We start from the raw sequence: 12,232 nt of genomic DNA, 5'->3' as shown, positions 1-12,232 counted from the left end.
CGGCTACTCGCCGGCCTCTGTGCCGCCTTCGTCGTGGTAGCCCTTGGGTACACGCTGCCAGTACGGAGATCGCTCGGTGTCGAGTCGGCTCAGATAGTCCGCGGCGCGCTGGCTGAGCAGGTCCGGATCGACGGTGTAGGTGATGCCCGATGCGTCTTCCTCGACGCCGATCGCGAGCGGGTCGGGCGGGTTGGGGACGCGCTCCCAGCGGACCGGGATGACGGGGCCCGGCGGCGAGGAGGGCGGGCGCGGCGCCCACCGCTGGGCCTGTTCGGTGAGCAGGTCGGCGAGGATATTCACGCCGTCCTTGCTCAGGTCGCTCTCGTGCAGACGGAACAGGCATCCACTGCCGTCGCCGAGATCGATGATCTCGGGCTTGGTGTAGCCGCCTTCGACACGCTCAACGTGCATCACCCACATACGCACTTCCCCGATCCGAGCAGTGCCCCCCCTCGGTGACGGTCTGTCGATCGAAGCACACTTTTGAGTCACAGTCGACCAGTTGAGGCCGAAACAATCTCACGCCTCGGGAGGGGTGTCTGATTCGCCGGGGATTGCCTGAAGGTGACGTCGAGTCCTGCGCCACTTCTGCCAGGCCTCGTCGATCTCTTCCTCGGTCATGCTGTCGCCGCCCTTGAGGACGACGATGATCCGCGTGTCGTCGTCCTCGTCGCCGAGGTGGACGACGGTGGTGTCGAGGGTCTTCCCGGAGCGCAGTTCACGGTCGACGGCCGGCGGCAGGTCGGACCTGGGTGTGTCGGCTGCGGCCTCGGTTTCGGGTGCCTGCTCCGGTTCGCCGCCTGCGAGGACCACGCCGGGGGAGGTCTCCGTCCAGCCGACGAGCCGTGCGTAGGCGCGCATGGTCGCGGTGACCTTGTCGAAGGGCGTGCCGTTCGACTGCCGTCCGCGTTCGATCGCCTGGATGGTGGTGCGGCTGACGTGGAGCTGATCTGCCGCGTCTGGCTGTGTCAGGCCAATGGTTTTGCGAGCTGCGGCGTATGCCTTGCCGAGCTTTTCCCAGTCTCGCTCACGCGTCATGACCCTCATCATGCACTACTTCCATTCAACCCCCTAGCCGGGTTCGAGCCTTTTGACCTGCACTTGGGCTCGTAAACGGAGCTTTTGGGTTGCATGACGCGCAGCGGGCGTACTGGGTGGTACGGGGCGCACGACCTGTTTCCGGCGCTCAGAAAGCGTGCACTGATGCTGCACTAAGGCTTGCCTAGCGCTCTATCTGTAGCTAAGTTCTAGAGCGTGAGACCGCACGCCTACGCCATAAGAGCGGCTCGCAAGGCACGCAATTTGAGCCTTGATCGAGTCCAGGAGCTGACCGGGATCGACAAGGGCCACCTATCCAAGGTCGAGAACGGCAAGGCCCGCCTGAGTGACAACAACATCCACAAGCTCGCGGAGGTGTACGGCGTGCCCCCAACCGCCATCACCCACGACGACCACCCCCAGGAGAAGCAGTGACCGCCCCCAGGGCCACCACCAAGAAGCGGGTCCCCCGAATCCGCGAGAACCTTCCCGCCCCGAGCTCCCCCGAGGGCGAGCTCTTCCACTACACCCCCTACGAGGCGGCGCCGTGGACTCCGTTCTCCGGCCGCAAGCTCAGCGCCCTGATCGCCGCCCGGGAGATCGAGTACACGTTCAACGGCCGCGACAACTACCTCACCGGCCGTCAGATCGCCGCCCTGAACGAGCGCTACACCGTCAAGCCGTTCAGCAAGCCGGCTCACGCCACCGCCGCCTGACGGCAAAGACCCCAACCGCCGGATCGCACTCCGGCAGCCGGGGCCCTGCGGCCAAGGCCGCGCGATCCACCCCTCACCACTCCGAAGAGAAGAGGCAGATCTATGCCTACATCATCACCTGAGTCGCATGAGGTCGTGAAACTCGACCTCTCCGCCGGCTCCCTCCAGACCGTCCTGGTCGACGGACAGCCGCAGATCGTGCTGAAGCCCGCCATCGAAGAGCTTGGGTTGGACTACTCCACCCAGCTGGCCAAGCTGCGTCAGCGCTCGTGGGCAACCGTGGGGCAGAGCCCCATGGTTGCGGAAGACGGCAAGACGCGCTTGATGGCAGTCATCCCGGTCCGCACGTTCCTGATGCTGCTCGCCACCGTCAACGAGAACCGGGTTACCGAGTCGGCCCGCCCGACCCTGATCGCCTTCCAGAACGAGACGGCCGAAGCGATCGAGGCGTACTGGATGCAGGGCGGCGCGATCAACCCGCGGGCCACCGAGGACCAGCTGGACTCGCTCATTTCCCGCGCGAAGCAGCAGGCCGAGGTGCTGTCGATCCTCGCGCCGATCGTCTCGCCGGAGTGGCTGGAGACGAAGGCTCGCCTCGTCGCTGCGCGCGCACTGGGTGAGGAGCCGGAGGTCGACCCGCTTGATGTCCCGCTGTATGTCCCGGACTTCCTGAAGGCCAAGGGCCTGAAGCGGAAGCAGATCGAGTCGGTGCAGTCCTGGTTTGGTCGGCGCGCCGCCGCCCTGTACGAGGCGGAGCACGGCGAGAAGCCCGGCAAGCGGCAGTCGGACCTCCCGAACGGTTCTGTGCGTGAGACCTACGCGTGGACGGAGCGGCACCGCCCGGTCTTTGAGGAGACCTGGGACCGCTACTACGCGGACCAGTACCCCACCCAGCTGGACCTTGGCGGTGCGGCATGAGCGAGATCCGCTTCGATGGCCCCCCGCCGGCGCCGAAGACTGGTACTTCGGTGGGCACTCGCCACGCTAAGACGGCGGACGTTCTGCGTGACCGTGCTGGCGAGTGGGCCGTCATCGACGTCAGCGACCGAGCGTCGGTCGCGCACTCGATGGCTTCCGCGATCCGCACTGCTCGACTCAGGCCCTACGCCCCCGCCGGGTCGTATGAGGCAGTGTCGCGCAAGGTCGATGGCGAGTACCGCGTCTACGCCCGCTACGTCGGCACCGGTGAGGGCGGTGCCCGATGAGCGCCCAGATCCGCATCCCTGTCCCGGCCGCTGTCGGCGTGTTCAAGGCGATGCACGGTCCGCAGCACGTCGTCGAGGCGACGCTGCTGAAGGACGACGCCGAGCGTGAACTGCGCCGCCTCCGCGGCCCGCTCCTCTCAGTCGAGGACCAGGGCGACCGAGAGACCGCGCTCGCCGAGTGGCACCGCGCCGACAAGGTGCTGGCCGCGACCGCGCTGCGTCCCGTCGTGCCGACGGAGGTGCTGTCGTGAACGCCGACACCTTCAACGCCCGCTACCCGGTCGGCACTCCCGTCTTCGCTTACCCGGGCGCCCGTCCGGAGGACTTCCCGAACGATCGCCGCCTGGTCACCCGCACCCGCAGCAAGGCATCCGTCCTGGGCGGTCACACCGACGTCGTCTGGGTGGACGGCCACAGCGCCTGCATCGCCCTCAGCCACGTCGATGTGGTGTCGGAGACGGTGTACGAGGCGGCGAAGAAGGCGGAGCGGACTGCTGCGGCAGTCGCCGCAGCCAAGCCCAAGCCGGCGTCTGATGACCCGCGCGACGTCGAGATCGCCCGGCTCCGGCGCAAGCTCGCCGGCCTGACGGCCGAGCAGGACAAGAGCGACGCCGAGTTCGACAAGGCCATCAAGGAGCGGGACTCCGCCCGAGAGGCGCTCAGCGAAGCCTGCGACCAGATCGCCGCGCTGGAGTCCGACCTGGGTGGCGCCATGGCCCGAGTCGCCGAGCTGGAGGCGGAGCGGCACACCACCAACGAGGCCCTCGACGACGCGGTGCAGGAACTGCGACGCCGCGACCTGCCCTACACCCAGACCGCCAAGGAGGCGTCCCATGGCTGAGTACCCGGAGATGGCGGCCCGGTTCGCCCGCGACACCGCCAAGCACGAGATGACCGTCCTCCACGAGGACGGCCTCTACCGGCACCTGAAGTTCATGAACCCGGAGCACGGCAGCATCGGCTCCTTCCAGATCATCACCTGGCCGTACAACCTCGTCGTCAAGACCGGGTGGACGTTCCACTTCGACATCGACGCCACCGAGGACATGTTCGACCTGTTCCGGCGCACCGCCCTCACCGGCCAGATCAACCCCGGCTACTGGTCGGAGAAGGTCCGCGCCGGCCGCGACGAGGTGATGGGCTACGACCCGGACCTGCTGAAGGCGGAGGTCGCTTCGACGATCGCCCAGTGGATGCGGGACGACCTTGACGCTCGGGTATGGCAGCAGGCCAAGGAGATGGGTTTCCAGCCCGAGGAGCTGAAGGCGCGGCCCGGCATCCGCAAGGAGCTGGCCCACCAGGTCAGGTCGGACTGGATGAGCGCCAACCGGCAGCTGCGTGAGGCCGTCCACGAGCACTTCTTCAGCGACATGGCCGACTACAGCATCGAGTACGAGGCGGAGGCGCACCGCGCCCTGCACGAGTTCTCGTTCCGGCCGGAGGGCAGCGAGGCCGAGTACCCGTACTACTTCGCCGACTGGCACGAGTGGCGGCTGAAGGACTACACGCCCGGCTTCCTGCACTCCTGCTTCGCGATCCGCCACGGCATCGACATGTGGGACGCCACCCGCAAGACGGCGGAGGTGGCCGCGTGATGGACAACCCGACCCACGTCCTGCACCAGACGATCGCACTCGGCGATGACCCGGACGAGATCCGCTTCGAGGAGCGGATGGGACACGGCTTCATCGTCCTCGGCGGTGTCTCGATCGCTGTCAGCACCTCCAGCCAGGCCGCTGTCGACAAGCTCGCAGTCGTCGCCGCCCAGGCCGCCGCAGACAGCCGGGCCCGGAATCTGCGGGAGGTGGCCTGACATGGCGACCGTCCTGGAGCCGCGCCCGCTGGCGGACTTGGAGATGGACTCGGTCCTCGCCGTTGAGGCCGCCTGGGAGGAGCGCTCGCACGGCCTGCGCCCATGGACCACGGAGGAGTTCCTCGACGCCGTCGCCGCCGTGCACGCCCGGTACGCGCTGCGCCGTGAGTGGCTACGCCGCCACCCGCAGGGAGTCGCCTCGTGAACATCCTCGACCTGCCGCCCGCCCCGGAGGACAGCGACCCGGTGATCCTGCCGGGCCTGCTGTCCGGCCTCGGCATCCTCCCGCGACGCGTCCCGGCGTGGATCACCGACCCGGACCTGATCGCCTCCATCAAGGCCGGCCTGATGGACCTGCCCGACGACCTCGGCGGAGGCCACTGATGGGCGCCTTCATCGGCTTCATGGTCGCCACCGGGCTGGTCGGGTGGGCGGCCGTCCGCGTCGGCCGGCTGCTGGAACGGGGCCGGTGGCCGTGAGCACCGCACTCAACATCGCCGCCGCGGCGATCCTCTGCCTGCCGCTCCTGATCCTCGCCGTCCACGAACACCTGCACCGGCGTAGGGCGGCTAAGGCGGAGGCCCGGCTCGCCTGGATCGACGAACGCATCCGCACCCAACCGCGCCAACGCGCCGCCTGGCTCTCGCTCAAGCGCACCCTGCAGGAAGAGGACGAACTGTGACCACCACGCTCACCGAACCCACCACCGCCGAGATAGCCGACCTCCTCGACGAGGCCGCAGACGTCATCGACCGCAACGGGCACTGCAAGCGGGACCTATACGACCACAAGCAGGCCGCGGGCGGCACCAAGCCCGCCAACTGCCGAGTCGACCTGATCGGCGCCATCAACATCGCCGCCCACGGCACCCCCCTCTACACCGGGAAGTCCCTCCTCACCTGGCGAGCCGAGGACGCCCTCCTCGCCCACATCCCCGAAGCCGCGATCGTCACCTGGAACGACGCCCGAGGCCGCGGCAAACGGGAGGCCGCCAAGCTGCTCCGCGACACCGCGGCCAGCCTCCGATCGGCGGCAGCGGCATGAGGCGGGGCCCCGGTCGACGCAGGGCCGGCGAGGACAACATCCGCCTCCGGCGGGAGAACAGCAACCTCCAGGACGACCTGGCCTGGTACCGGCGCCGCCTCATGGCCGCGACCGCACGCTGCCGAGCCCTCGCCGCGCAGGCCGAGATCGCCGACGGGCAGCGCGTCCTCGCCGAACAGCTCATCGCCCGGCAGACGGCGCAGCTGATGGAGCGCGACTCCCGGATCGCCGAACTCGAGCGGCTGGTGAAGGTCACAGGCGAGGACACGGTCGAAGTGCCCATCGTCACCGACGCCGAACTCGCCGCCGCATAGACCGCCGCCCCGCCGGAAGGCCACCGGCCGGCCGGGCGGCGCACAAGAAGAACCCCGGATGTCCGAAGCACCCGGGGTCCACCACCCAGCATCCCACGGAGGACCCGTGACCACGATCAACGCCCACAAGCTCCAGCGGCTCATCAACCAGACCCGGCCGCACGTCAGCCCCGACGACACCCTGCCCGCCATCAACGGCATCCGCTTCGAGTGCGACGGCGTCCACATCCACGCCCTCGCCTCCGACCGCTTCTCCTTCGCCGTCGCCCGCGCCAAGGTCCGCGAGGAGACCGAAACCTGGACCATCACCGTCAGCGAGGAAGACCTCGACTGGTTCACCGGCTGGCTCAAGACCCACGAGGGCGACACCATCCTCGACCTCGCCGTCACCGACCAGGGCCTGGCAGTCAAGGACGACCGCGGCACCCTCGTCGTCCCCGCCAAGGACCACACGTTCCCCAAGTGGCAGCACCTGTTCCGCGACGCGCTCAAGGACGCCACCACGCCCGTCGACCTCGTCAGCCTCGACACGCGGATGCTCGCCCGCTGGAAGGCCGCCGACACCTACCTGCGGGTGTGGCTGACCGGCCGCGAGAAGCCGCTCCTGCTGATCGGTGAGGACTTCCTCGGCATGCAGATGCCGTGCCGGTACAGCGGCGACACCGGAGACCGAGCCGCCGTGCTCGGCGACTGGTCCGGCAGCCTCGGCCAGAGCGGCGAGGGCACGGACGCCCTGGAGCCGCTGCCCGAGCCGGGCGCCGTCGCAGAGATGGCGGAGACCATGCTCCGCCAGACGCTGCGGTCCACGGCCGAGATGTTCGACGCCGACATGGACACCGAGCAGGGCAGCGCCGCCTTCAACGCCTGGGTGCACTCCGGCATCTACGCCTGGTCCGCGTACCGGCTCCTGGAGGCGCTGAAGAAGGCCGACCCGGACCTCGCCGAGACGACCGTCCGCGACCTCAACGAGCAGCTGGAGTCCGGCGAGATCGGCGAGTGGGCGTGGGACGCCGCCACCCAGGCCGGCCACGACCCGCAGAAGTGGCGCGACGACTACGAGGCCCACCTCAAGCAGCGGGCCGAGAAGCGGGCCGCCGAGACCGCCACCACCGCCTGACCGACAACCCCATACCGGCGGCGCGTCGAGCCCCCGTCTCCGCGCCGCCCCACAGGGCCAGCTCCCCGGAGCACCCCCCCGCCCGGGAGCTGGCCCCCACCTCGCACACCCACACGGAGACCTCATGAGCACCAGCAGCACCACTGACCACCCGTATGCGGCGCCGGAAGGTGTCCTCATCGGGCACCTCACACCGGGCACTGCCGCCTGGGACGAGGCCCGCGCCGGCCTCACCATCACCGCCACCGAGATCGCCGCCGTCGTCGGCCTCAGCCCCTGGATGTCCCGCTTCACCCTCTGGCACAAGAAGGCCGGCCTGCCCACTCCGCCCTTCGAGATGAACCCCGCCATCGAGTGGGGCAATCGGCTCGAGGACACCGTCGCTCAGAAGTGGGAGGACGAGCACCCCGGCCAGCTCGCCGCACCCGCAGGCACCTGGCAGCACCGCGACCGCCAGTGGCAGCGCGCCACCCCCGACCGGCTCATCTACCCGCAGCCCGCAGGCGAGTTCGAGGTGCCCGAGCAGGCGGAGGCTCTGCTCGAGGTGAAGACCTCGCCGATGGGCGACGACTGGGGGCCGGACGGCGCCGACGACGGCGTGCCGATCTGGTACCGCTGCCAGGCCATGTGGCAGATGGACACCCTCGGCCTGCGCCGCACCCACTTCGCCGTCCTCATCTCCGGCCACGACTACCGCGAATACACCGTCGACTACGACGAGGACGACGCCCAAGCCCTACGGACCGCGGCCGAGGAGTTCCTCGACGAGGTACGCGCAGGCCACCGTCCGCCGATCGACGGGGCCACCGACACCTACCAGACGATCCGCGTCCAGCCCGACGGGCTCGAGGACCGCGACGTCGAGATCGGCTTCGGCCTCGTCTGCCGCTGGGACGACGCCTACGAAGCCATGGCCAAGGCGTCCGCCGACCTCACCCAGATCCGCGGCGAAGTCCTTGACGCCATCGGCAACGGCAAGCGCGCCGTCTGCGAAGGCCGCCGCATCGCCTACCGCACCGTCCGCGACGGCAAGACCTACTCCCTCAACCCCTACCAGCAGAAAGCAGCCTGAACGTGAGCCAGATCGGCAACGCCATCGAAAAGCGCGAGCAGGGACCTGCCGCGATCGTCGAGCAGTACCGCGAGTCCCTCGAGCTCGTCATGCCCAGCCACCTCCAGCAGCGCGTCGGCGCCTGGATCCGCAACACCCAGGGACTCCTCCGCCGCGACGAGAAGCTGATGAAGGCCGCCCAGAACGACGTCGGCCAGTTCATCGCCGTCCTCATGGACGCCGGACGCCTCGGCCTCGAGCCCGGCACCGAGCAGTACTACCTGGTACCCCGCTGGAACAACAAGAAGAAGTGCACCGAAGTCACCGGGGTGCGCGGCTACCAAGGCGAGATCGAGCTCATGTACCGGGCCGGCGCCGTCTCCTCCGTCATCGTCGAAGCCGTCTACAGCAACGACCAGTTCCAGTTCCGCCCCGGCCGCGACGAGCGCCCCATCCACGACATCGACTGGGACGCCGAAGACCGCGGCGAACTCCGCCTCGTCTACGCCTACGCCGTCATGAAGGACGGCGCCACCAGCAAGGTCGTCGTCCTCAACAAAGGCCACATCGCCAAGGCCATGGCCAAGTCCGACAGCGCCGACCAGTCGTGGTCGCCGTGGAAGACGGACACCGAGGCCATGTGGCTGAAGACCGCGGCGCACCGCCTCGCCAAGTGGGTGCCGACCTCCGCCGAGTACATGCGCGAGCAGATCCGCGCCCAGGCCGTCGTCGCCAGCGAGCAGCACCCCCAGCCCCTTCCCGCCAACGTCCCCGCGCCCGCACCCGGCACGGTCGACGCCGACCACGACGACGACGGCCCCCTCGAGGGCGAGCTCGTCGACTAGCCCGCACACCCGAGGCCGGCCCGCGGGCAATGCGGGCCGGCCCCTCACCCAAGGGAAGCACGATGAAGAAGCGTCTGTCTGTTGCCGAGCGGCTCGCGTCCATGGAGAAGGACGCCCTCCTCGATGACATCACCCGCCACTCCGAATGGGACCGGTTCCTCGTCGAGCAAGCGGTCCTCCACTTCGGCGAGCGCTACATCACCTTCAGCTGCAACCAGATCCGCGAGCAGCTCCCGGACCTGGGCACCGGTTTCCTCGGCGCCGCCATCAACTCGCTGCGCACCGCCGGGATCATCGCCCACACCGGCCAGTACGTGCCCTCCACCAGCGCCGCCACCCACGGCCACCCGATCGCTGTTTGGCAACTCACGCCGAAGGGCCGGCTGATAGCCGCACGGCGCCGCGCCGCACGCACCCGGAAGCAGGCCGCCTGATGAACGACGCCGCCCTGTACCTGCTCGTCCTCGCCGCCTGCTTCTTCACCCTCGCGTTCGTCGCCTGGCTCATGCAGCGGAGGCGGCGATGACCCCCGACAAGCTGGACGCGGCGATCAACGCTTGGGTGTGGGTCGACGACCAGATCGGCACCTACGGGCCCGGCCTCGCCGTCGCCGCCAGCACGTGGGCCGCCTGGGGCGCCGCGAAGGCCACCCGCCGCGCCGCCGCCCGCATCCGCACCCGTCGCGAACTCCGCCGCATCGAGAACTACGCCAACCACAAGCTCGCCCGCCGCCTGCACAGCCCTGACCGGAAGGAGAAGTGATGGGCCGCCCCGCCATCCCAGCCGAAGCCTTCGAACACGGAGACCCCCGCCGCTACCGCCGCGGCTGCCGGTGCAAGCAGTGCACCACAGGAGTCACCGCCGAAGTCCGACGCGGGCGCTACCTGCGGGCCACCGGCCGCGGCCAGACGACCACCACGGAGCGGGCCGCCCGCCACGTCGAACGCCTCCGCGCCGCCGGCATGCCCGACCGCGAAATCATGGCCGACGCCGTCATCAGCCAGCACGCCCTCTACCGCATCATCCGGCGGGAAGGCGTGATCCGCCGCTCCACCGAGACCCGCGTGCTCGCCGTCAAGCCGCGCGACACCGACCTCCCCGGATCCGGCACCCACATCCCCGGCCTCGGCACCACGCGCCGACTCCGAGCCCTCGCCGCCGACGGCTGGACCGCCGCGGAACTCGGGCGCCGCTGCGGCAAGCACAAGCAGTTCATCGTCTACCTGCAGAACCAGCCCAACACCCTGACCGTGCGCCGCTGGGTCGCCGACTACGTCGCCAGGCTGTACCGCGAGCTTGACGGGCTGAAGCCCGAAGAGCATGGCGTCCCCGCCCACATCGCGCGCCGCACCCGCGAACGCGCCGCCGCCAAGGGCTGGATGGGTACCGCCTGGTGGGACGACGACGACTTCGACGATCCGGACTTCAAGCCGGCAACCGGCAGGGCCACCAGCCGACGACATGACATCGCCGAGAACGCCAACTGGATCATGCGGACCTCCGGCCTCAACAAGGCAGCTACCGCGGCCCGCCTCGGCGTCGACAAGTCCTACCTCGACCACGCCTTCCGCGACCACCCCGAATACGCGATCGAGGTGGCGGCGTGACCGAGCAGAGGGCCGCCGAGATCCGAAGCCGCGCCTACGACTACGCCGCACGCAGGATCAGCGACGCCGCGCCTGAGTGGAACACCCAGCAGCCCGGCCTCACCGGCGAGGAGCAAGCCGAGTTCGAGCTCCGCATGGTCCAGATCATGCGGTCCCTCGAAGCCCAGATCCGCTAGCACGCACACGACAAAGGCCCCGCGAAAGCGGGGCCAGGAGGAAGGAGGGAACGCCGTGTACACCGACGACACCGAAGAGGACTTCGAACCCGAGGCCGACGAGGAGCTCTTCCGTAATCCGGTCTTCTATGAGCCGGCCGGCCGAAACCTTGACCTCGACCGCGCAGACCTCGGCGTTCCCGAAGAGGAAGGGCTTCTAGGCAAATTCCTCCTGATGCGGGGACGCGTCCCGGTCGACAAGCGCGGACTCATCTGCCCTGACTGCATGCGGCTTCGCGGCATGCGCGTGCCGATGTTCCTCGTCAACCGCGGCGGCGAATGGTTCCCCTCTCACTACCGGAAGCCTGGCGAGAAGCCCGTGAGTCACGAGTCGGACGAGCACATCGCGAGGAAAGAACTCGTCGCCAACGAGTGCGTGGACGCTGGCCACGATGCCCGAGTCGAGCAGGTGGTGGCTGGTGGTCGCGCACGCCTCGACGTCAGCATCGAAGGTGCCGACGGGCGGCTGCTGGACTACGAGCCGCAGTTGAGCGAGCAAACGCGCCGGTCGGCCATCAGTCGCGATGCACACCGGAAGCGAGCAGGGTTCACCCGTATCTGGGACTTCGTGGATCCCGATCACCCTGGAATCGGAGCGGTCCCCTATATCCGCACACCCAACCTGCCTGCGCCAGTTATCCGCGCACAGAAGCGCGCCCTTGAAGTCCGCGACGGCAACTTCGTGGTCGAGGAAGGCTGGTGCACGCCGGAAGGGACGTTTGCCCGGTGCCCCGAAAAGCCCTATGACTCCGAAAACCCCAACGACGCGTACTGCGGAAATCACCACTTGGTCGTGGTGCCTGAGCACCAGTCCAGCGCGGCCTACGAGTCGGACAAGTCGACGCTGGACCTCGCTCGCTTTGTCGTGGAAGTCGCAGATGGGGAGCGCGTCCCGTTCAAGGTGAACGGCCAGCACGGCTTCATTCGGGCGGTCCAGTACGAGCGGTACTTGTCCGAGTACGGGGCCGAGCCCCAGCCGAGGAATGCGCGCCCCGCCGTCCGTGACGCCGACCGGCGGTCGCTATGCACAGAGGACCGGCCGGCGCCCGATCTCAGGTCGACCCCCAGGGAGCGGCATGTAAGTCGGACGATCGTTCTTCAGACCCGTGGATCACTGGGAGTGGAGAGCGACGAAGTCGCGGTTGACGCGGCGGGACAGCCGATACCGCTCTGCCGTTTCGATTGCGGGAAACCCGCGAGCTTGTTGGGTCCGGAAGGCATTCCGGAGCACTTCTCATGCCGCAAGAAGCATGAGGAGGCGCGGTGA

General features: G+C 68.8%; 22 protein-coding genes. 20 read left to right on the top strand and 2 right to left on the bottom strand.

Going from position 1 to position 12,232, the window contains the following annotated elements; genetic code table 11:
- Window positions 1-3: 3 nt before the first annotated feature.
- Window positions 4-420 carry a hypothetical protein gene (locus tag ABZ899_RS11710; protein WP_361344319.1) on the bottom strand — a complete coding sequence of 139 codons (417 nt, stop codon included), beginning with the start codon at window positions 418-420 and terminating at the stop codon, window positions 4-6.
- 99 nt (window positions 421-519) lie between these two features.
- Window positions 520-1,047: a helix-turn-helix transcriptional regulator gene (locus ABZ899_RS11705; protein ID WP_361344316.1), complete on the bottom strand. Its 528-nt coding sequence runs from the start codon at window positions 1,045-1,047 to the stop codon at window positions 520-522.
- Window positions 1,048-1,254: 207 nt separating this feature from the next.
- Here ABZ899_RS11705 and ABZ899_RS11700 point away from each other — a divergent pair, with 207 nt between their 5' ends.
- The 20 genes from ABZ899_RS11700 to ABZ899_RS11605 all read left to right on the top strand — a co-directional run bounded on the left by ABZ899_RS11700 (window position 1,255) and on the right by ABZ899_RS11605 (window position 12,232).
- Window positions 1,255-1,473, top strand: a complete 219-nt coding sequence (locus ABZ899_RS11700) for a helix-turn-helix transcriptional regulator (RefSeq protein WP_361344313.1) — start codon at window positions 1,255-1,257, stop codon at window positions 1,471-1,473.
- Window positions 1,470-1,754: a hypothetical protein gene (locus ABZ899_RS11695; protein WP_361344310.1), complete on the top strand. Its 285-nt coding sequence runs from the start codon at window positions 1,470-1,472 to the stop codon at window positions 1,752-1,754. Before ABZ899_RS11700 ends, ABZ899_RS11695 begins: the two co-directional genes overlap by 4 nt.
- Before the next feature lie 135 nt (window positions 1,755-1,889).
- A complete protein-coding gene (locus tag ABZ899_RS11690) occupies window positions 1,890-2,672 on the top strand; it encodes a phage antirepressor N-terminal domain-containing protein (protein ID WP_361344307.1) in 783 nt (260 codons plus the stop codon).
- 283 nt (window positions 2,673-2,955) lie between these two features.
- The gene (locus ABZ899_RS11685; RefSeq protein ID WP_361344304.1) at window positions 2,956-3,210 is read left to right on the top strand and encodes a hypothetical protein; all 255 of its coding nucleotides are present in this window, start codon (window positions 2,956-2,958) and stop codon (window positions 3,208-3,210) included.
- The gene (locus ABZ899_RS11680) at window positions 3,207-3,800 is read left to right on the top strand and encodes a hypothetical protein (protein WP_361344302.1); all 594 of its coding nucleotides are present in this window, start codon (window positions 3,207-3,209) and stop codon (window positions 3,798-3,800) included. The genes ABZ899_RS11685 and ABZ899_RS11680 overlap by 4 nt, the downstream gene beginning before the upstream one ends.
- Complete coding sequence (locus ABZ899_RS11675; protein ID WP_361344300.1) at window positions 3,793-4,554, top strand: hypothetical protein; 762 nt, start codon at window positions 3,793-3,795, stop codon at window positions 4,552-4,554. The genes ABZ899_RS11680 and ABZ899_RS11675 overlap by 8 nt, the downstream gene beginning before the upstream one ends.
- Window positions 4,554-4,772 carry a hypothetical protein gene (locus ABZ899_RS11670; RefSeq protein WP_361344298.1) on the top strand — a complete coding sequence of 73 codons (219 nt, stop codon included), beginning with the start codon at window positions 4,554-4,556 and terminating at the stop codon, window positions 4,770-4,772. Before ABZ899_RS11675 ends, ABZ899_RS11670 begins: the two co-directional genes overlap by 1 nt.
- A gap of 1 nt (window position 4,773) precedes the next feature.
- Window positions 4,774-4,977, top strand: a complete 204-nt coding sequence (locus ABZ899_RS11665; protein ID WP_361344295.1) for a hypothetical protein — start codon at window positions 4,774-4,776, stop codon at window positions 4,975-4,977.
- A complete protein-coding gene (locus ABZ899_RS11660; RefSeq protein WP_361344292.1) occupies window positions 4,974-5,156 on the top strand; it encodes a hypothetical protein in 183 nt (60 codons plus the stop codon). The genes ABZ899_RS11665 and ABZ899_RS11660 overlap by 4 nt, the downstream gene beginning before the upstream one ends.
- Window positions 5,157-5,247: 91 nt before the next feature.
- Window positions 5,248-5,454, top strand: a complete 207-nt coding sequence (locus ABZ899_RS11655) for a hypothetical protein (RefSeq protein WP_361344290.1) — start codon at window positions 5,248-5,250, stop codon at window positions 5,452-5,454.
- A complete protein-coding gene (locus ABZ899_RS11650; RefSeq protein ID WP_361344287.1) occupies window positions 5,451-5,816 on the top strand; it encodes a hypothetical protein in 366 nt (121 codons plus the stop codon). The genes ABZ899_RS11655 and ABZ899_RS11650 overlap by 4 nt, the downstream gene beginning before the upstream one ends.
- A complete protein-coding gene (locus tag ABZ899_RS11645) occupies window positions 5,813-6,130 on the top strand; it encodes a hypothetical protein (RefSeq protein WP_361344284.1) in 318 nt (105 codons plus the stop codon). Before ABZ899_RS11650 ends, ABZ899_RS11645 begins: the two co-directional genes overlap by 4 nt.
- A 106-nt stretch (window positions 6,131-6,236) precedes the next feature.
- A complete protein-coding gene (locus tag ABZ899_RS11640; protein WP_361344282.1) occupies window positions 6,237-7,247 on the top strand; it encodes a hypothetical protein in 1,011 nt (336 codons plus the stop codon).
- A gap of 124 nt (window positions 7,248-7,371) precedes the next feature.
- Window positions 7,372-8,319 carry a lambda-exonuclease family protein gene (locus ABZ899_RS11635; protein WP_361344280.1) on the top strand — a complete coding sequence of 316 codons (948 nt, stop codon included), beginning with the start codon at window positions 7,372-7,374 and terminating at the stop codon, window positions 8,317-8,319.
- 2 nt (window positions 8,320-8,321) lie between these two features.
- Complete coding sequence (locus tag ABZ899_RS11630; protein WP_361344277.1) at window positions 8,322-9,143, top strand: recombinase RecT; 822 nt, start codon at window positions 8,322-8,324, stop codon at window positions 9,141-9,143.
- A gap of 62 nt (window positions 9,144-9,205) precedes the next feature.
- Window positions 9,206-9,577: a hypothetical protein gene (locus ABZ899_RS11625; RefSeq protein ID WP_361344274.1), complete on the top strand. Its 372-nt coding sequence runs from the start codon at window positions 9,206-9,208 to the stop codon at window positions 9,575-9,577.
- 88 nt (window positions 9,578-9,665) lie between these two features.
- A complete protein-coding gene (locus tag ABZ899_RS11620) occupies window positions 9,666-9,905 on the top strand; it encodes a hypothetical protein (RefSeq protein ID WP_361344271.1) in 240 nt (79 codons plus the stop codon).
- Window positions 9,905-10,750 (top strand): hypothetical protein, encoded by an 846-nt coding sequence (locus tag ABZ899_RS11615; RefSeq protein WP_361344270.1) that lies wholly within the window; start codon window positions 9,905-9,907, stop codon window positions 10,748-10,750. Before ABZ899_RS11620 ends, ABZ899_RS11615 begins: the two co-directional genes overlap by 1 nt.
- Window positions 10,747-10,926, top strand: a complete 180-nt coding sequence (locus tag ABZ899_RS11610; protein WP_361344268.1) for a hypothetical protein — start codon at window positions 10,747-10,749, stop codon at window positions 10,924-10,926. The genes ABZ899_RS11615 and ABZ899_RS11610 overlap by 4 nt, the downstream gene beginning before the upstream one ends.
- Window positions 10,927-10,981: 55 nt before the next feature.
- Window positions 10,982-12,232: a hypothetical protein gene (locus ABZ899_RS11605; protein ID WP_361344266.1), complete on the top strand. Its 1,251-nt coding sequence runs from the start codon at window positions 10,982-10,984 to the stop codon at window positions 12,230-12,232.

The organism is Streptomyces sp. NPDC046859, assembly GCF_040645135.1.
Classification (GTDB): Bacteria; Actinomycetota; Actinomycetes; order Streptomycetales; family Streptomycetaceae; genus Streptomyces.
Note: the sequence above shows the minus strand (reverse complement) of the source record. Positions and strands in the feature narration are given on the sequence as shown.